The sequence below is a fragment of the Adhaeribacter aquaticus DSM 16391 genome (genome assembly GCF_000473365.1).
Classification (GTDB): domain Bacteria; phylum Bacteroidota; class Bacteroidia; order Cytophagales; family Hymenobacteraceae; genus Adhaeribacter; species Adhaeribacter aquaticus.
In genome coordinates, this window is sequence record NZ_KI421517.1 from 1409413 (window position 1) to 1426966 (window position 17554).

At 40.1% G+C, this 17554-nt stretch carries 19 protein-coding genes; 12 read left to right on the plus strand and 7 right to left on the minus strand.

Annotated features, from left to right (window positions below; genetic code table 11):
* Window positions 1-9: 9 nt before the first annotated feature.
* From ADHAQ_RS28050 to ADHAQ_RS28840, 6 genes are all read left to right on the plus strand, one after another.
* The gene (locus tag ADHAQ_RS28050; protein WP_071781165.1) at window positions 10-141 is read left to right on the plus strand and encodes an AraC family transcriptional regulator; all 132 of its coding nucleotides are present in this window, start codon (window positions 10-12) and stop codon (window positions 139-141) included.
* Window positions 142-598: 457 nt separating this feature from the next.
* Window positions 599-1351, plus strand: coding sequence for a class I SAM-dependent methyltransferase (locus ADHAQ_RS0108185; protein ID WP_026462517.1), 753 nt, complete (start codon window positions 599-601; stop codon window positions 1349-1351).
* A gap of 81 nt (window positions 1352-1432) precedes the next feature.
* On the plus strand, window positions 1433-2008 hold the full coding sequence (locus ADHAQ_RS0108190; RefSeq protein WP_026462518.1) for a DUF1572 family protein: 576 nt from the start codon (window positions 1433-1435) through the stop codon (window positions 2006-2008).
* Window positions 2009-2086: 78 nt separating this feature from the next.
* Window positions 2087-2611 carry a DinB family protein gene (locus ADHAQ_RS0108195; RefSeq protein ID WP_026462519.1) on the plus strand — a complete coding sequence of 175 codons (525 nt, stop codon included), beginning with the start codon at window positions 2087-2089 and terminating at the stop codon, window positions 2609-2611.
* 345 nt (window positions 2612-2956) lie between these two features.
* A complete protein-coding gene (locus ADHAQ_RS28835) occupies window positions 2957-3199 on the plus strand; it encodes an SDR family NAD(P)-dependent oxidoreductase (protein WP_026462520.1) in 243 nt (80 codons plus the stop codon).
* A complete protein-coding gene (locus tag ADHAQ_RS28840; RefSeq protein ID WP_281172386.1) occupies window positions 3196-3411 on the plus strand; it encodes an SDR family NAD(P)-dependent oxidoreductase in 216 nt (71 codons plus the stop codon). Before ADHAQ_RS28835 ends, ADHAQ_RS28840 begins: the two co-directional genes overlap by 4 nt.
* 235 nt (window positions 3412-3646) lie before the next feature.
* Here the strand turns inward: ADHAQ_RS28840 and ADHAQ_RS0108210 are convergent, their stop codons facing one another.
* The 4 genes from ADHAQ_RS0108210 to ADHAQ_RS28845 all read right to left on the minus strand — a co-directional run bounded on the left by ADHAQ_RS0108210 (window position 3647) and on the right by ADHAQ_RS28845 (window position 7032).
* Window positions 3647-3925, minus strand: coding sequence for a hypothetical protein (locus tag ADHAQ_RS0108210; protein WP_026462521.1), 279 nt, complete (start codon window positions 3923-3925; stop codon window positions 3647-3649).
* Window positions 3926-4825: 900 nt separating this feature from the next.
* Window positions 4826-5554 carry a copper homeostasis protein CutC gene (locus ADHAQ_RS0108215; RefSeq protein WP_026462522.1) on the minus strand — a complete coding sequence of 243 codons (729 nt, stop codon included), beginning with the start codon at window positions 5552-5554 and terminating at the stop codon, window positions 4826-4828.
* Window positions 5555-5639: 85 nt separating this feature from the next.
* Entirely contained in the window at window positions 5640-6668 is a 1029-nt protein-coding gene (locus ADHAQ_RS0108220) for a glycosylasparaginase (RefSeq protein ID WP_026462523.1), read from the minus strand.
* Window positions 6669-6906: 238 nt separating this feature from the next.
* Complete coding sequence (locus ADHAQ_RS28845; protein WP_281172326.1) at window positions 6907-7032, minus strand: hypothetical protein; 126 nt, start codon at window positions 7030-7032, stop codon at window positions 6907-6909.
* 192 nt (window positions 7033-7224) lie between these two features.
* On the opposite strand from ADHAQ_RS28845, the gene ADHAQ_RS0108230 reads away from it, so the two are divergent.
* The 3 genes from ADHAQ_RS0108230 to ADHAQ_RS0108245 all read left to right on the plus strand — a co-directional run bounded on the left by ADHAQ_RS0108230 (window position 7225) and on the right by ADHAQ_RS0108245 (window position 10839).
* Window positions 7225-7941, plus strand: a complete 717-nt coding sequence (locus ADHAQ_RS0108230) for a 3-ketoacyl-ACP reductase (protein WP_026462524.1) — start codon at window positions 7225-7227, stop codon at window positions 7939-7941.
* A 988-nt stretch (window positions 7942-8929) separates the two neighbouring features.
* The gene (locus ADHAQ_RS0108240; RefSeq protein ID WP_026462525.1) at window positions 8930-10354 is read left to right on the plus strand and encodes an MATE family efflux transporter; all 1425 of its coding nucleotides are present in this window, start codon (window positions 8930-8932) and stop codon (window positions 10352-10354) included.
* 290 nt (window positions 10355-10644) lie between these two features.
* On the plus strand, window positions 10645-10839 hold the full coding sequence (locus tag ADHAQ_RS0108245) for a hypothetical protein (RefSeq protein WP_026462526.1): 195 nt from the start codon (window positions 10645-10647) through the stop codon (window positions 10837-10839).
* 111 nt (window positions 10840-10950) lie between these two features.
* Here ADHAQ_RS0108245 and ADHAQ_RS0108255 read toward each other — a convergent pair whose 3' ends face one another.
* Window positions 10951-11892, minus strand: coding sequence for a Nif3-like dinuclear metal center hexameric protein (locus ADHAQ_RS0108255; protein ID WP_026462527.1), 942 nt, complete (start codon window positions 11890-11892; stop codon window positions 10951-10953).
* A 176-nt stretch (window positions 11893-12068) separates the two neighbouring features.
* Between ADHAQ_RS0108255 and ADHAQ_RS25000 the strand changes: the two genes are divergently transcribed.
* On the plus strand, window positions 12069-12686 hold the full coding sequence (locus ADHAQ_RS25000; RefSeq protein WP_051359795.1) for an START domain-containing protein: 618 nt from the start codon (window positions 12069-12071) through the stop codon (window positions 12684-12686).
* 67 nt (window positions 12687-12753) lie between these two features.
* Here ADHAQ_RS25000 and ADHAQ_RS0108265 read toward each other — a convergent pair whose 3' ends face one another.
* Window positions 12754-14001, minus strand: coding sequence for a glutamate-5-semialdehyde dehydrogenase (locus ADHAQ_RS0108265; protein ID WP_026462528.1), 1248 nt, complete (start codon window positions 13999-14001; stop codon window positions 12754-12756).
* Between the two features lie 2 nt (window positions 14002-14003).
* A complete protein-coding gene (proB, locus tag ADHAQ_RS0108270) occupies window positions 14004-15089 on the minus strand; it encodes a glutamate 5-kinase (RefSeq protein WP_026462529.1) in 1086 nt (361 codons plus the stop codon).
* 123 nt (window positions 15090-15212) lie between these two features.
* On the opposite strand from proB, the gene ADHAQ_RS0108275 reads away from it, so the two are divergent.
* Window positions 15213-15665 carry an MEKHLA domain-containing protein gene (locus tag ADHAQ_RS0108275; RefSeq protein ID WP_026462530.1) on the plus strand — a complete coding sequence of 151 codons (453 nt, stop codon included), beginning with the start codon at window positions 15213-15215 and terminating at the stop codon, window positions 15663-15665.
* 144 nt (window positions 15666-15809) lie between these two features.
* On the plus strand, window positions 15810-17552 hold the full coding sequence (locus ADHAQ_RS25005; protein ID WP_051359796.1) for a ribulokinase: 1743 nt from the start codon (window positions 15810-15812) through the stop codon (window positions 17550-17552).
* Window positions 17553-17554: the final 2 nt, after the last annotated feature.

Here is a 17554-nt window from a genome sequence, read left to right on the forward strand (position 1 = left end):
CCGTCAGAAATTTACTATGAACTAGGTTATGAGAGTTTATCTGCTTTTAGTAATGAGTTCAAAAAACACTTTGGGTTGTCTCCTAAGCAGCTTCAGACCCATAATGAACAGACAGCGAAAGCATTTGAACCTTTAGCGTAACACCTATATGGGGATATTCCTGCACTTTTATAAAAATTTAAGAACAATGAAAATAGCATGCTCTTTTGTTGCTTTAGCAGGGTGCAGGTATCGGGTCTGGCCAAACTTTTACGTTTAAAAGCAAGGGACAAAGCGGTCAGGCTACACACCAAGGGGCATCATACGGATTAGGCTTTGGTGGCAGAAACCTATTACCGCAGCTCTTTTGGAAAAACCTGCCCCAAGGAGTTGAAAGATTTGGCATAAGTATTTTTGATGAAACCACTCCGATAGTAGCGGGTAGTGGCACCAGTATTTAGTAACTGTTTATGTTCTAGAAGCTGAAAAGTTCGGTTTAGATAATCAGGTAAATCGAGCAGTTGGGAATTTTACGCTGCAATAACTTCTGATAGAAAACGCTACCCTGATTTTCTACTATAAAAGATAAAGCTTATTAAACCTGTAAAATAACGTCTACATGAAATGGAATACGAATCTCTATGATAACAAGCACGAATTTGTGTCGCAGTACGGACAAGATGTAGTCGAGCTTTTAAGTCCTAAAGAAGGAGAACTTATACTGGACCTGGGCTGCGGTACCGGCGATCTAGCTGCCGTGATAAGAGATAGAAAGGCAACGGTTATTGGAATAGATAGCTCACCTGATATGATTGAAACCGCCTCTAAAAAGTACCCAGATATTCAGTTTGAGGTGAAGTCGGCGACTGATTTTACTTATGAGCAAAAGTTTGATGCTATCTTTTCTAACGCAACACTACACTGGGTACTGGATTACAAAAAAGCCATTGCTTGCATCTACGATAATCTGAAAGAAAACGGAGGAAGGTTTGTGGCAGAGTTTGGTGGAAAAGGGAATGTAGCAAGTATTATAGACGCCTTGAAAAGTACCTTGAGGAACAAAGGCTATATCAGTAATGCTGAAAAAACCGTTTGGTATTTCCCTTCATTACCGGCTTATACCTCGCTGCTGGAAGAAGCAGGGTTTCGGGTAACCTTTGCTGCGCACTTTGACCGGCCTACCCTCTTACAGGATGGACACGGATTAAAAAATTGGCTCCGCATGTTTGCTACCTCTTACCTAGCAGGCTTAAGCAATGATGTCGTAGAAACCGTGTTGCAGGATGTGGAAGATCAGCTAAGAGAAACTAATCTGAAAGATGGTGCCTGGTATGCTGATTATGTACGGCTAAGAGTAGTAGCAAGCAAGTAAAATAATCTTTAAGTAAAGTAAGGCCCACCCCAAGGAGAAGGCCATTAGTTATTTTGTCTGAATTAAGTAAACCAGAACGCTATGCAGACCAATTATTTAGAAAGTGTGATCAGGCAGTTTGAGTATTATAAAATGCTCGGAGAAAAAACTTTTGCTCAAGTACCAGCTGAAAAGCTGTTTTGGCAATACAACGAAGAAAGCAATAGCATTGCCATTATTGTAAATCATTTGTGGGGCAACATGTTAAGCAGATGGACACATTTCCTGACAACTGATGGCGAAAAAGAATGGCGCGACAGAGATGCAGAATTTGAAAGTACTATTACCACCAAGGAGGAGCTGTTGCAAAAATGGGATGAAGCCTGGAAAGTACTCTTGGATACCTTAAACGCATTATCTGAAGATGACCTTAGCAAAACAGTTTATATCCGTAATCAGGGGCATACAGTATTGGAAGCTATCAACCGGCAGTTAGCCCATTACCCTTATCATATCGGGCAAATAGTTTTTATTGGAAAAATGGTGGCAGAAAAATGGGATTCACTTTCTATTCCCAAAGGAAACTCAAAACAGTTTAATGCTGAGAAATTTTCAAAATCAAAGCATAAAGAGCATTTCACCGAGGAGTTTTTGAAAAACAATAAAAATGCTGGTTGATGTTCATTTAGTTACTGGTAAAAAAGAATATTCACTAAAGGGGTAGGTAAAATATTTAAACGCTGAAATTAATTTGCTATGCAATTTTCTTTATCTAAATCATTAGAAGTTCTTGAGCGAACACCTCAGGTTCTTTTCTCTATGTTGAATAACCTGAGCTCCCAATGGATAGAAGCCAATGAAGGAGAGAATACCTGGACGCCGAAAGAAATAGTGGCTCATCTCATTATTTGCGAGAAAACAAATTGGCTGACAAGAGCAAAAATTATCTTATCTGATTCGACGGATAAAATATTATCTCCAATTGATATGATGGGTCATTTTGACCTAGCGAAAAACAGTTCGCTACAGGATTTATTAAAAGGGTTTTCCCGGTTAAGGGAGTGCAGCCTGGATGAGTTAAAAAAACTAAGTTCTGACGAAAGTAGCTTGCAAAAAACGGCTATGCATCCAAAAGTAGGAGAAGTAAGCCTGCAACAATTAATAGCTACCTGGGTTACGCATGATTTAAGTCATATAACTCAAATTTCAAGAGTAATGGCCAGGCAACAGAAAGAGCAGGTGGGCCCCTTTGAGGTTTTTCTTAAAATTTTAAATGCCTAACCAGTATCATGAATCCTGAAAAGCGTGATAGTTTGCCCTAGTATTTGAACTGAATGATGCCAGGCAAGCTAGTAATATTTATGATAAGTAGCCTTTGATAGCAATGGCTTGTAACCACAAGCTAATACCATCAATTTCTGTTATAAAGTATCTACTGATTTAATCAATCCTCCCATGAAAAAGACAATAGTAATAACAAGGGTAAGTCGAGAGATTGAGGCAGCTACCGCGATCCTTACAGCTCAAATGGGGTATTAAGCGTGTAACTATTTAAAAAATTAAGAAGTTGGTATCAAGCTCTTTGGTCTAATAACAAGTGCTGGTGGTATTGCAAAAGCTTTCTAGGTGGATGTTTCCTTAGAGGCAGAGGTCATAGCTTTATTTAAAGGTATTGATGCCCGATTTGATTCTGTTATGGCGCTGGTTAATAATGTAGGTCCAATGGAAGGGCAGATATGGGTAATGGGAACAGATAATGTCCGCATGCAAAGCGTGTGTAGCAATAATATTACGAGTTGTTTTCTTTGTTCCCCAGAAGCGGTCAGGCGGATGTTTACGGAACATGGCGGTAAGGCGGAGCAATCATAAATGTTTCTTTTGTTGCAGTCCGCACCGGTTACCCAGACGAGTACGTAGATTATGCCTCTTCTAAAGGAGCCATGGATGTCCTAACACTAGGGCTTTCAAAAGAAGTGGCAGAAGAAGGAATCCCGTTAAAAGGGGTAAGGCCGGCATTTATTTACACCAATATCCATACTAGTGGCGGCGAACCTGGACAATTAACCAAATCAAAAATCTAGTTCCCGTGAAACGGGGCGGCCAGCCGGAAGAGGTCCCTCATGCTATCCTTTTGTATTTTTTATCTGATGAAGCTTCTTATATTACCTTGGGTTTTTTCTCCTTCGCTTTCAGCGAATATTGTCCACAATTATGGAAAAGTGTTCTACCAAATAATATAAAGTATAATTCTTAAGAAGTAACAAATACACGGACTTCAAGTAGCATAAAAGGTTATATAACCCGTTTGGTTTATTTTTATATAATTCCATCTGCATTCCAGTTGCCCAAATCAAATCTTAGTTCCTTGCCGGCAGGGATTAAATGTTGAATGGCATCTGAGACGGGATAGGCATATTGTTCGTCGTTGTACTTTTTAATGGGCGTGGCATAAGTAGCGTAAGTTATTTTATTTCCGGTGGTATTACTGATAGTTGTTGCCAAAGCTATTTCTTTTGGGAACCCCAGCGCATTATCCACCTTTCTGCAAAATTCCTCTACTTCTTCTTTAACTCTGAATATTATATATGGATTCATTTGATTAATTTCTTATAAAATATATACCTGTTACTAATAGTATTTCTTCATCACAACTTTGTTTTTAGTATAAGTGCCTGAAAACAAAAGGTAAAGCCTTTCTACTCTCATAGATCTTGAAAGTTTGGTACTATATGAATATAGTAATAGGATATTGTTAATTTATGTGGGAAAGCAGGTGTGTTTATGAGTAATGGGTTCAGTTTTATAAATTGAGAATATTAGAAATGAATATTCTATTTTAGGTAAAGGTAGATGCTATGTTAAAGAACCTTAGGTTGGTAAAGCTTTGTATTGGGGAATAAAGGAATTATTGCAAAATATTAGACGAAAGAAGAGCAATTCCTATTGTACTGATTAATGTAACTATACTAGACTTAGGAAAGTTATGGTTTACGAAAGCTATCCATGAACCAGCAACTTGAATAAAAGTTTTCAGCTATAAGCTTATTGAAAGTAACAAATAATATAAATGCTGGGGGAATGCGGTTGATTGCAATAGGTTAAAGAGCCTTTTGATAACAGGCAATCTCTTTTAATATAGTGGCTTCTAAATTCCTCTTTTAAGAGTTGGTCTGTAAAAATATACCTTCTTAAGTGAATAAATCTTTCTTCTGAAAAGTATGGAATAACAAAACTGACATGGGTATCCGTCAATTCATTAATGCAGTCATTAAACGGCATTAACGGTAATGGTAATCTAAGCCAGTTTTCTTCTGTTATATTCATTTTAGTTTTACCCCTTCTTTAATATATCAAAATGGACTATAATTAGCAAAATGAGAGGGTAGTTGTTGTTGTATTTTATAAAGATTAATAAATGGTCAAAGACTTCTCATTAATGAGGAACTCAGGCTGGCTGGGTAGAGGGTATTAATATATATAAGCAGGAAATAGTTGTTAACTGGGGCCAAGTGATAAAAGGATATTTTTCATTTCCTTTACTTGCTTACTGTTAGTTTGAAGTAAAGGAGAATCGCTAAATAGCTTTGGTGGCGTAAGTGCAGCAGGAAGTGTTGTTTTTGCAGTACTATGAAACTCGGTAGCGCCGCTTTGAAGTACTATATCCGCTAAATTATTTACATTGATGCCTGAGCCAGGCATAACTACCAGGCGATCTTTGGCTCTTTTAACTAAAGCCTCTATTTTAGAAAGACCTTGCGCGGCATATGCTTCCCCACCAGAAGTTAGCACCCGTTCACAACCGAGCGAAATAATGGCTTCCAAAGCTTTTTCCAGGTTATGGCAAGCATCAAAGGCTCGGTGAAAAGTGACCTGCATGGGTCTGGCTAAGGCAATAAGCGCAGCGCATCTTTCAGTATCAATAGTTTTATTTAAATTCAAAAGTCCAAGCACCACCCCTTCGCAGCCTAATGATTTACAGGCGAGGATATCTGTTTGCATTACTTCAAATTCTTCGGCGGTATACACAAAATTGCCACCTCTGGGCCTAATAATAGGAAAAACAGGGATTGTCAACTTTTCTTTACAAACTTTTATTAACCCAAAAGAAGGAGTAGTGCCACCTTCTGCCATATTATCGCATAACTCAATGCGGTCTGCGCCACCTTTCTGAGCTTTCAGGGCAGACGGCATAGAGCTTACACAAATCTCAAGTTTATACTGCATCCGAGGATTAAAATAAAGCTTTTTAGTTTGCTATAATACCCAATTGAGAACTACTGCCGCTGTTTGAGGTGATTTTTTAAGGGACCTATCCATAATAACTGTTTCCTTTCACTACCAGTTTTTGGTTCTCAGTATGGCAAACGGCAAACGAAAACCCTTTTTGAATAGCATAAGCACCGTATTGTCCTTTTTTATTTAGAGCCAGAAATCCTACCTGAATCTCTTTAGCCGTTTCAGGCTTTTTTCGGATTATCCGCATAACTGCTTCCTTGCAAGCCTCTTCAGGTGAATAACCTTGGCGCATCAGTTCCACTACCAGAAAGCTACCCACATTCCGGATTACTTCTTCTCCTACACCAGTAGAGGTTGCGCCCCCTATTTCATTGTCGACGTATAAGCCTGCACCTATGATAGGCGAATCGCCCACGCGCCCGTGCATTTTAAAAGCCATGCCGCTGGTAGTGCAGGCGCCGGAAAGGTTGCCATTTGCATCCAGGGCAAGCATGCCTATGGTGTCATGGTTAAATTTGTTGCCGGGTAAACGTTTAGGCGCAAAGGCTTTGTTTTCGATGTTAATTATAGGCTTGTATTGAGCAGTTTTTAACCATTTCTTCCACTCTTTCTCTGATTCGGCAGTAAGCAGATTTTCTTTTTTAAAGCCTTCCTCCATGGCAAACTGTAGTGCTCCATCTCCTACCAGCATTACGTGCGGCGTTTTCTCCATTACCTTTCTGGCTACAGAAATAGCATGAACCACGTGTTCTAGACCGGCCACACTTCCGCAATTGCCCAGATGGTCCATAATGCAGGCGTCCAACGTTACTTTGCCGTCCCGGTCCGGATACCCGCCAATGCCTACAGTAGGGTTTGTAGGATCAGCTTCCGGTACCCGAACACCTTGTTCAACTGCATCCAGGGCCAGACCACCTTCTTTTAATACTTTCCAGGCAGCAGCATTAGCTGCTACTCCAAAATCCCAGGTTGCTATTACTATCGGCGCGTTTTCCTTGGTAATCTCGGGTTGATATAAGGCATGGCCAAAGTTCTTTGGAGCGGCTAGAAAAGGTAAGCCCAGAGCTGACAAACCAATAAATTTGCGACGATTATATTTCATTAGAAACTTTTGGGCTTTGGGGAATTAGCGACTATTTGTTTTGTGTTATTCTGGTTTTAATTGCTTTTAAAGTATAAGTTAAACTTTTTACCTATAGTTAGCAAAGCTGGTAAGGCTTTTAATACAGTAATATTTGTAGGCTTTGTATCTTATCCAAGTAATCATTACAGAATTGTTTTATCCTGCTTAGTTCTCCCAGGGCCGAAGTGTATTTGTAACCAAACTTTTCGTTTACCCGCTAACTGTCGTTTGTAAGTGCTTCAATAATTTTAAATTCAACATCAGCTACAGCACCTGCTTTATAATGATGATACCTCATGATGCCGGAAGGAGACTTTACCTGATCTTTTTCTATCCCGGCCATTCTTTAAAAAATACTGGGGTATGGCCTCTAGTCCCATGTTTAATTCTTCCTTCCTGATAAGGAATTTTAATTTGTCTTGTTCAACTCTGCTGGTTTGAGGGGAATAAAATATTCTTAGGAATACGATAAATAAACTTTTTATTGTATGTTTGTGTATACAATAGTTGTATATACATTAAATAAAAAATAATAATGGAATCTATAAAAGGTAAAATAGCTTTAGTTACCGGTGCCGGCAAAGGTATTGGTAAAGCAGTAGCAATAGCCTTGGCGAAAGAAGGTGTGCAGGTAGCGTTATTAGCCCGTACAGAAAGTCAGTTGCAGGAAGTAGCAACCCAGGTGGAAGCATTAGGTGTAAAGGCTTTAGTAATTACTGCTGATATCACTGATATTAACTCTGTAAATGCCGCAGTAGAAAAAGCTACACAAGAATTAGGTGCTATTGACATCTTAATAAATAATGCTGGTACAGCCGCTTTTGGTAAGTTTTTGGATTTGGAGCCTTCCGCCTGGGAAAATATTATCAAAGTTAACTTATTGGGAGTTTACTATACCACCCGTGCCGTATTGCCTGCCATGATTGAGCGCAAAACCGGTGATATTATTAATATTTCTTCAACTGCTGGTCAGCGCGGAGCGGCAGCAACCAGTGCTTATAGCGCTTCTAAATTTGCTGTTCTGGGCTTAACGGAATCTTTAATGCAAGAAGTCCGCAAGCATAATATTCGGGTGAGTGCCTTAACGCCAAGTACCATTGCTACCGAATTAGCGGTTGATTTAAAGTTAACTGATGGAAATCCGGATAAAGTAGCCCAACCGGAAGATTTAGCCGAATTAATTATTGCGCAACTTAAACTAAACCGCCGGGTATTTATTAAGGAAGCAGGATTGTGGTCAACTAATCCTTAATTCACCAATCAAGTCAGTAACAAAATTTTTAATTAACTCATAAATATCCTGGAGCCTACTTCAGGATATTTATGTTTATACTTGTTTCCTTTTATCAACCAGTTTGGAAATTTTTAGCTTCGTAAGAGTCGGTAAATATTCCTGACAGAATAGGCGGTTTTATCTGCCTCCTCTGAAATTACTAATAAACCTACTAAAGCATACGCTATTAAAATAAGCTAATTATCTAATAAGCCAGTAAGGTTAATGGTACTTTAGAACCAAGGATGGAATATGGTAAATTTTATTAAACTAGTAACTTAGTACATTCGTCGAGCAAAAGAAGGAATTTGTCTAAATTTCTGGATATATACCAAATAATTTATTTTTTTACTCCAGCACCTCCACAAATTATTTGCTATGAACACCTATGTAATTATTTCCTTTATTGCTCCTGTTTTTGTTTTTGGAATGGTATTGATTTGGGATATCAAAAAAGAAATAAAGATAAGACGCCGGATGAAAGCATAATGAGTGAAAGTGCACTATTATAGTAACACCTATATGCCCTGGTTGTCAATAGCAATCCTCTTATTTGCGCCTTTCTTGTTTTTTAAGTTACTCAATTTTTTTTCCTGTTTTTCCAACTTATTCCGGTTGTCAAAACCAAACTTACCGCGTCTAGTTTATAAATAGTTAAACAAGTTTTGCATTTATTTTAGCTTCTATAAAAAAGCCCTTAGAGAGAGTGGGAAGTACTTTATAGGTAGTAAATTACTACATTGAAATAGAAAGTTTAAGTTGTTTGTGGGAAGGCTTAAAATTTTCAGGAAAAGTTTGTCAGATAGATTGTAAAACCCTATATCTTTGCCTATCAATATTTTAAGTTTATGATTGCTTTGGTAGCCCGTTCTGCGGAACAATAGGGCACTCTCCCTTTTCTCATCTGTTTAAGCAGGTAGTGCGAGGCACTTTACCTGTTTTTCTATTTATTTAACTTATTACAACCATGTCTCAATCTGGAACATTTCAGGGAAAGTTATTGGCTCTCTACGCACTTGTTAAACAATCCTTACAAGGCGAAGAGATAGATTATACGGTTGGGAGCATCCGTAAATCAGTTGTTTTACTGGCTATTCCCATGATGCTGGAAATGGTTATGGAATCTGTTTTTGCCTTAGTAGATCTTTATTTTGTTGGCCATTTGCATAATAGCAGTTATGCTATTCAAACGGTTGGTTTAACAGAGTCAGTTTTAACCATTATTTATTCCTTGGCTATTGGTATAAGTATGGCGGCTACTGCTGTAGTAGCTCGACGTATAGGAGAGAAAGACCCGGTGGCCGCAGCTAAAGCAGGGATGCAGGCACTTCTGATAGCCCTGCTTTTGAATAGCATTATTAGTGTTGTAGGCGTAATCAAGGCTCAGGAAATACTATTGTTGATGGGGGCATCACCGGAATCGGCCCGGCAGGGTACTCCCTTTATGCAGATTATGATGGGCAGTAGCTTGTTTATTATGCTGTTGTTTCTGATTAATGGAATCTTTAGAGGGGCTGGTAATGCTGCCATTGCCATGAAAAGCTTATGGGTGGCCAATCTGGCCAATATAATTTTATGCCCTATATTCATCAATGGCTTTGGTCCGGTGCCGGCTTTTGGGCTTACCGGCGCTGCTATTGCGACTACTTTAGGACGAGGCTTGGGCGTATTTTATCAGATATATCATTTATTTAATGGGAATAATACCTTAAAAGTACGCATTGGATACTTAATACCGGACTTGTCACAAATAAAAGCTTTGGTTATAATTGCAGCACCGGCTGTATTGCAATTTGTTATTGCCTCCTGTAGCTGGATTTTTCTTGCCCAGGTGGTGGCAACTACAGGTGGTGATCAGGGTTCGGCGGGTTATCAGGTTGCTTTGCGCTTGCTTATGTTTTTCTTATTACCTGCCTGGGGATTAAGTAATGCTGCCTCAACCTTGGTTGGTCAGAATTTAGGGGCCAGGCACGTGCAGCGAGCCGAAGAATCGGTTCTTAAAACAGCTAAGTATAATGTGATTTTCATGGCGGCTATAACGGTATTAAGTTTAGTTGGAGCGCATTTTTTCGTTTCCTTCTTTACCAATGATTCTGAAGTGAGGCGCATAGCGGTGCAGGCAATTCAGATTATGAGCTTGGGATATGTCTTTTATGGTATTGGAATGGTGCTGATAAATGCCTTTAATGGTGCCGGCGATACCTGGACTCCTACCTGGGTAAACTTAGGAGGTTTTTGGTTGTTTCAGATACCTTTTTCTTATTTCTTAGCCAAATACTTAAACATGGGACCAACCGGCGTTTTTATAGCCATTCCGGTTTCTGAAACCACTATAACTATTGTTAGCTATATCTTATTTCGCAAGGGTAAATGGAAAAAAGTAAAAGTTTAAATAAAAACTTTTACTTGTATTAACTGTTTAAAGGCCTTAATAATTACCATATTAGGGCCTTTATGTTTGCTCCTGTTTCTGCTTTATCGATAAAGCAGGCAAATAATGTAGAACCTGAATATATAGTTTTAAGTATAAGGTTATTCAATACGTAATCCACCCTGGCTTACTACTTACTAATAACAGTTACTACTTAAAATCAGGTTTAAATACTGAATTATGCTTTCCCCGGGCATTTTTTGCTATTTAAAATAGTTATCGCTTTACAATAAATTAAATGCCGTTTGGTAATGGAGAAAAAAGAAGAAAGTAAAAAGGTGGTAATGCCTTTTAAAATCCAAAATTTTGAAAGTTATGACCTGCCCGAGTGTTCCGAAATTCTAAATCGGTTAAATCGGCTGGAAAATGAGCAAGTAAGAAGAGAGGTTTTAAATAAACCTCTGAGAAACATAGAAAACCAGATTAATTATTCTATGCTCTTCTAATTTTTAAGTTTCATTAGCTATGCCTTTCTAAAACTTTAGAAAGGCATAGCCAAAATAAATTTTTTATTTAAATACATTTTAGCACCTGTTAAACCCTTCCTGCTTTTTTGCTTATACAAAAGTAAACGGATTTTTAGCAGCTATATGCGTAATTTTGGTGGTTGGTACTTTGGGTTGCAGCCATTTAACTAAATATTGCATGCCTGTTTCTTCGCTTATGGCATGCCCCAGCACTAGTAAGGCTGTTTTCTGACCCATTTGCAACCCATCCCGGACCCGTTCCACTGTTTCCCATTCTCTTGTTTCGCCACAAATAAATAAATCTGGTTTAGTTTGTTGGATGGCAGCCATTTGTCGTCGGCTATCTGCTGCTCCCGGCGAAAGGCCAATGCGGCTGCAAAGTTGTCCTGGATCACCGATAAATCGTACCATGGGGGCACCCAATTTTTCCTTAGCGTGCAGGGCTATGGCCCGCAGAGTAATAGGTTTGGGCAAGGTAATTATTCTAGGGTTGTTGGCATCGTAATACTTCTCCCAACCCAGTGTAGCCAAAAATCCGGTTAAAATACCATCGGGCCGATGCGCATGCCAATAATCATGAAAGCGCCAGATAGCTATCTTGTATTTCTTTATTAAATTAGTTTTGTATTGATACACTTCATCCTGCTCCAGCCAATTAGTGTCGTCCTGGCCGTTGTAAAAGGTAGGCTCATGCACAATTATTAGGTTAGCTCCGGCTTTGGCGGTTTTCTCAATAACCTCTACCGTAGGAAAAGTAGTAGTTACAATGCCAGTTACTTCCTGTTCCATACTACCGGATTTAAGGGTATCTACTGTAGTAGCAAAAGGAGCTCCCGGAATTTCCTTCAAGATAATATCAATTACCTGCTTAACGGTTAAGGAGGCCGCAACTGGTGACCTTGAATTTTCGGCAAAGCTCAGCCCGGGAATAGTTAATACCATAGAAGTTCCTACTGCTTTAGTAACAGTTGTTAAAAATTTCCTTCTTCCGGTGGGGGTATGGGCAGTACTGGTACGGTTATTTTTTTTCATAAAGCTTTACGTATTCTGAAATTAAACTAAATTTCTTGTTAATTCAAACGCTAAAGTATGTTTAAAACCCGGTCAGGCGCAAATGGCTAATTTCAAGCTACTTGAGCAATTTGAATGCAATTTTATGGTAAAAATGTTTGTTATTTATATATTACAGAAATCTGATAAACTCTATTATGAATAAAATAAAGGCTGTTTTTCTCGGGCTGTTTGCTTTAGGTATATGCCTGAGTGGGTATGCACAGGAGAAATGGGAATTACGTAAAGATGAGAATGGCATTAGGGTGTATAGCCGTAAATTACAAGGTAATGGGTTCAAAGAGTTAAAGGTCCTATGCGAACTGCCAGGTACTACCCAAAAATTAATGGGCGTTTTAAAAGATGTTGATAATCAGAAGAATTGGGTATACAGTGTTCGGAGTTCTCATGTGTTGAAGAAAAAAAGTGAGAATAATATTATTTATTATACCCAGGCCGACATGCCCTGGCCCATTAGTGACCGCGATTTTGTTACCGAATTAACCTTTGAAGAAGACCCAGTTACAAAAAAACTACATATTGAGTCCAGAGGGCTTCCTGGCTTTCTGGGGCCCAAACCCGGTTATGTCCGGGTGCCGGATGCCTTAGCTATTTGGGAGGTTACCCCTGTCGCCGGAGATCGGCTACAGGTAGAATATACTTTTCGGGTTAATCCAGGCGGGTCATTGCCAGCCTGGTTAGTAAATCTGGCATCCAGTACCGGGCCTTATTATACTTTTCAGAACTTGCGGGAAATCCTGCAAAACAAGAAGTAACCCACAATAACTAAAAAAGGTCAGCGCTATAAAGAACTGACCTTTTTTAGTTATTGCTTAAATAAACTTAAGCGCGTATTTGCCCATCTCCTTTTACAATCCATTTATAACTGGTAAGTTCTTCTAAACTCATTGGACCCCGCGCATGTAGTTTTTGCGTGCTAATACCAATTTCTGCTCCTAGCCCAAACTGTGCTCCATCGGTAAAGGCAGTGGACGTATTGGCATAAACCGCAGCCGCATCTACTTCATTCAGGAATTTCTCAATATTTTCGGTATCCTCAGAAATTATTGCCTCGCTATGTTTGGAGCTATAATTAGCAATATGATCCAACGCTTCGGTTAAATCTTTTACTGTTTTAACTGCCAGCTTGTAATCTAAAAATTCTGTACCAAAATGCTCGTCCGTAGCTGGCTGTAACAGCTCCGATGGGTATTTTCCTTGTAAGGCGGCTAAAGCTGGCTCATCGGCATAAACTGTTACATTAGATTGAGGTAACAGCTCCACTAGAGCAGGTAAATCGGTAACCCGGTTTTCATTGATCAATAAACAATCTAAGGCATTGCACACGCTTACCCGGCGCGTTTTGGCATTGTTTATAATAGCTTTGCCTTTGTTTACATCGCCGGTTTGGTCAAAATACGTATGTACAATACCGGCGCCGGTTTCAATAACTGGTACGCGGGCATTCTTCCGCACAAAATCAATTAAGGCCTGACTACCTCTTGGGATAATAACATCCACGTAACCAACCGCATTCAGTAACGCTTCTGTGGCAGCACGATCGGGTGGCAACAAAGACGCTACATTCGGATCTACTTCGTGTTGTTTTAACACCCCGTGGATAACTGACATGATAGCCTCGTTGGAGAAAGATGCATCACTACCGCCTTTCAAAATACTGGCATTGCCAGTTTTCAAACAAAGGGCAAATACATCAAAGGTTACGTTCGGACGCGCTTCGTAAATAATACCAATTACACCCATTGGTACGCTCACTTTAGATAGCTGCAAGCCGTTTTGTAGATTATTTTGCATCAGTACTTTGCCTAGTGGCGATGGCAGGGTTGCCACGCTTTTCATGTCTTTGGCAATATCCTTGATGCGGGCTTCGGATAGCTTTAACCGATCAAATTTAGGATCAGTCGGGCTCATGCGAGCTAAGTCTTTTTCATTTTCAGAGAGCAGGTAAGGAGTTTGCGCAACGGCAGCATCCGCCACATCATGTAAAATTGCATTTACCTTTTCAGAGGCCAACAACCCAAGCTGGCGGCTGGCTTTCTGCGTGTTCTCAAAAATTAAATTTATGTTCATTTTTAATTGAGTTCAGGATTTAAAAATAAGTAATCATAATGTACCAGGGGTTTTTGGTTTTTCTGACCGATACGTTCGGCGGCTTTTTCAGAACTATATTCGGCAATACCCTGGCCTATCTGCTTCTCCTGCTCATCTAATACCTTAATTATATCTCCTTTCTGAAATTCACCAATAATCTTGATTACCCCTACGGGCAACAAGCTGGTGGCTTTGGAAGAGTTTAAGGCTGCTTTGGCACCGGCATTTATCTGCACTGCTCCCTTGGTATAATTTTCAGAGTGAGCAATCCATTTCTTTTTGCCGGAAGCGGTTTTATTTGGTACAAAGCGTGTATTTACAACTTCGCCATTTAATAATTTAGGCAACACGTTCCAGGTTTTGCCGCTGGCAATATGTACGGCAATACCTAGCTGCGCTACTTTGCTGGCCATATGGCTTTTGGTAACCATGCCTCCCCGGCCAAACTGCGAACGCTGGGCGGTTATAAAAGAAGTAAACCCGGTAGTAGCATCTATTTCCTGGATTACCTCAGTGCCAGGTTCTTTAGGATCGCCGTTGTAAATACCGCTTACATTACTCAGAATTATTAACGCATCGGCATCCAGCATAGAAGCTATTAAACCAGCCAACTCATCGTTATCCGTAAACATCAATTCTGTTACCGAAATAACATCGTTCTCATTTACAATCGGGATAACGTTATTCTGGAGTAAAATCCGGAAGCAGTTTTGCATGTTCAGGTAATGCAGCCGGTCCCGGAAATCTTCTTTGGTAACCAATACCTGGGCGCAAATAAGGTTGTGCCTGTTAAAAAGCTCTGAGTAGGTATTTATAAGTTTTACCTGGCCCACCGAGGCTAATAACTGGCGAGTGCTAACGGCATCTGCTTTTTCGGATACCGTAATCAGGCTACGACCAGAAGCTACTGCTCCTGACGACACCACTACTACTTCTTTTCCACTTTTTTTAAGCTCATTTATTTGATCTACCAGGTGTTGCATGCGGTCCACATCGGGCATGCCGTTTTTCTGGGTGAGCACATTTGAGCCTATTTTTACTACTATGCGATTATAATTAAGCGCCATTACCTGCGTCTTCTAAAATAAAACACAATTTTAACGCTTTATTAGCAATATTTTATTTTTAGTTAATTATTTAGTAGCTCCTTATAATTTTAAATTTGGCTTTGGCCATTGGTAAAGTGTAAAATGAAGGCAGATTTCCTTATTCAACACAGTAAATTATTGTATGATTCTTACAGGCTGGTAACAGGTAAAGTATTACTGGAAGGTGAATTTACTGCCTCAGAACTAGCAGATAAGTTATACGAAGCTCCTTTTGTGGTACTATCTCACGGTGCTCAGTCCGATCCGGTATTTAACTACGCCAATAAAACGGGGCAGCGACTCTGGGAAATGAACTGGGAGCAATTTACAGCCTTGCCCTCCCGTTTATCGGCCGAACCGGTAGCGGTGGCAGAAAGACAAGCTATGCTGGAAGAAGCCCATAAGAATGGTTACATCTCCAATTATACAGGGGTACGCATCTCCAGCACCGGAAAAAGGTTTATTATAAAAGATGCTACCCTTTGGAATATTTACAATGCCAGTAAGCAGTACCAGGGGCAGGCAGTTATTTTTACAAAATGGGTGTTTATTTAGGATATAATTTAAACAAGCTGTTGCAGATTAAGTAAGGTTATTAATGTTATTTTAGCTCTTCTGATTGTGCGCATTTTAATATTTCAATTCAAAGTTTTTAAAATAAAATAATAAGCGTTAATTTGACATTTCTTATAAATAACTATGTCTACGGATTCATATGTAATTGGAGTTGATTACGGAACTGATTCAGTTCGGTCGGTAATTGTCAATGCGCAAAACGGAAAGGAAGTGGCTTCTTCGGTATTTTATTACCCCCGCTGGAAAGCAGGGCTTTATTGTAATACCGTAATAAATCAGTCTCGGCAGCACCCTTTAGATTACCTGGAAGGTTTAGAGCACACTATTAAAGCTTGTGTGGTTCAGGCCGGAGAATCCGTAGCTAAAGCCATTAAAGGTATTTCGGTTGATACCACTGGTTCTACGCCGGTAGCAGTAGATAAATCTGGTACACCCCTGGCTTTATTGCCTGAGTTTGCCGAAAACCCTAATGCTATGTTTGTTTTATGGAAAGACCATACCGGGGTAAAAGAAGCTGCCGAAATAAATGAGCATGCAGCAAAGTTCGAAACTAATTATTTGCAATATGTTGGTGGTATTTATTCCAGTGAATGGTTCTGGGCTAAACTGTTGCGCACCTTACGGGTAGATGAAAAAGTACGGGCATCCTGTTATTCCTGGGTAGAACATTGCGATTGGATACCATTTGTGCTAACCGGAGGAACGGCCATTGAAGAGATGAAGCGTAGCGTATGTGCCGCCGGACATAAAGCTTTATGGGCCGATGCGTTTAGTGGTTTACCTCCCGAAGAATTCTTTGTTTCGTTAGACCCCGTCCTGAGTGGTTTTACTTCCCGTTTATTTACCCAGACTTTTCCGGCTGATGTAGCGGCCGGTACTTTAAGCCCGGAATGGGCAGCTAAATTAGGCTTAGGTACTGAGGTAGTAATAGGAGTAGGTGCTTTTGATGCGCACATGGGCGCAGTTGGGGGGCAGATTGAACCGTATTATTTAAGTAAAGTAATGGGTACATCTACCTGCGATATGTTGGTAGCCCCCATAGAAGAAGTGCAGGACACTTTAGTGAAAGGTATTTGTGGCCAGGTGCCAGGTTCTGTTATTCCGGGCATGATGGGGATGGAAGCTGGGCAATCTGCCTTTGGCGATGTCTATGCCTGGTTTCGGAAAGTACTTTTATGGCCATTACAAAACCTGTTATCCCAATCTCAGGTCATAGATCAGAATACAATGAATAATTTGGTTGAAGAGCTTTCTGCTAAAATTATTCCGGAGTTAAGTAAGCAAGCCGCCGAAATACCTTTATCGGAAGAAAATGAATATGCTTTGGATTGGCTTAATGGCCGCCGGACACCGGATGCTAACCAGTTATTAAAAGGTGCGGTTTCGGGTTTAAATTTAGGCAGCGATGCTCCGCAAATATTTCGGGCTTTGGTAGAGGCCACCTGTTTTGGCGCAAGGAAAATAGTGGATCGGTTTAATGAGCAAGGGGTCCCGGTAAAAGGTTTAATTGGTTTAGGCGGTGTGGCCCGTAAATCTCCGTTTATTATGCAAATGATGGCTGATGTGATGAACATGTCTATTCGGATTCATAAATCAGAGCAGACCTGCGCTATTGGAGCGGCTATGTTTGCTGCTACAGCGGCCGGCTTGTACCCGAAAGTAGAAGAAGCCATGGCTGCCATGGGGCAAGGCTTTGATGCCGAATACGTACCGGATGCAACCCGCGCAAAAATATATGCCAAACGCTACCAGAAATATTCCCAATTAGGAACGTTCATTCAGAGCCAAACAAATCAACTGCAGACACCTGCTAGTTCTGATTTGCCCGAAACGGGTACGCAGGCTTATGAAACGCAGCGAAACTAATT

Excerpts from the sequence above, each read along its gene's own strand:
- ADHAQ_RS0108185 (WP_026462517.1), top strand. The coding sequence starts at position 599 with ATGAAATGGAATACGAATCTCTATGATAACAAGCACGAATTTGTGTCG.
- ADHAQ_RS0108190 (WP_026462518.1), top strand. The coding sequence starts at position 1,433 with ATGCAGACCAATTATTTAGAAAGTGTGATCAGGCAGTTTGAGTATTAT.
- ADHAQ_RS0108195 (WP_026462519.1), top strand. The coding sequence starts at position 2,087 with ATGCAATTTTCTTTATCTAAATCATTAGAAGTTCTTGAGCGAACACCT.
- ADHAQ_RS0108210 (WP_026462521.1), bottom strand. The coding sequence starts at position 3,925 with ATGAATCCATATATAATATTCAGAGTTAAAGAAGAAGTAGAGGAATTT.
- ADHAQ_RS0108215 (WP_026462522.1), bottom strand. The coding sequence starts at position 5,554 with ATGCAGTATAAACTTGAGATTTGTGTAAGCTCTATGCCGTCTGCCCTG.
- ADHAQ_RS0108220 (WP_026462523.1), bottom strand. The coding sequence starts at position 6,668 with ATGAAATATAATCGTCGCAAATTTATTGGTTTGTCAGCTCTGGGCTTA.
- ADHAQ_RS28845 (WP_281172326.1), bottom strand. The coding sequence starts at position 7,032 with ATGGCCGGGATAGAAAAAGATCAGGTAAAGTCTCCTTCCGGCATCATG.
- ADHAQ_RS0108230 (WP_026462524.1), top strand. The coding sequence starts at position 7,225 with ATGGAATCTATAAAAGGTAAAATAGCTTTAGTTACCGGTGCCGGCAAA.
- ADHAQ_RS0108240 (WP_026462525.1), top strand. The coding sequence starts at position 8,930 with ATGTCTCAATCTGGAACATTTCAGGGAAAGTTATTGGCTCTCTACGCA.
- ADHAQ_RS0108245 (WP_026462526.1), top strand. The coding sequence starts at position 10,645 with ATGGAGAAAAAAGAAGAAAGTAAAAAGGTGGTAATGCCTTTTAAAATC.
- ADHAQ_RS0108255 (WP_026462527.1), bottom strand. The coding sequence starts at position 11,892 with ATGAAAAAAAATAACCGTACCAGTACTGCCCATACCCCCACCGGAAGA.
- ADHAQ_RS25000 (WP_051359795.1), top strand. The coding sequence starts at position 12,069 with ATGAATAAAATAAAGGCTGTTTTTCTCGGGCTGTTTGCTTTAGGTATA.
- ADHAQ_RS0108265 (WP_026462528.1), bottom strand. The coding sequence starts at position 14,001 with ATGAACATAAATTTAATTTTTGAGAACACGCAGAAAGCCAGCCGCCAG.
- proB (WP_026462529.1), bottom strand. The coding sequence starts at position 15,089 with ATGGCGCTTAATTATAATCGCATAGTAGTAAAAATAGGCTCAAATGTG.
- ADHAQ_RS0108275 (WP_026462530.1), top strand. The coding sequence starts at position 15,213 with ATGAAGGCAGATTTCCTTATTCAACACAGTAAATTATTGTATGATTCT.
- ADHAQ_RS25005 (WP_051359796.1), top strand. The coding sequence starts at position 15,810 with ATGTCTACGGATTCATATGTAATTGGAGTTGATTACGGAACTGATTCA.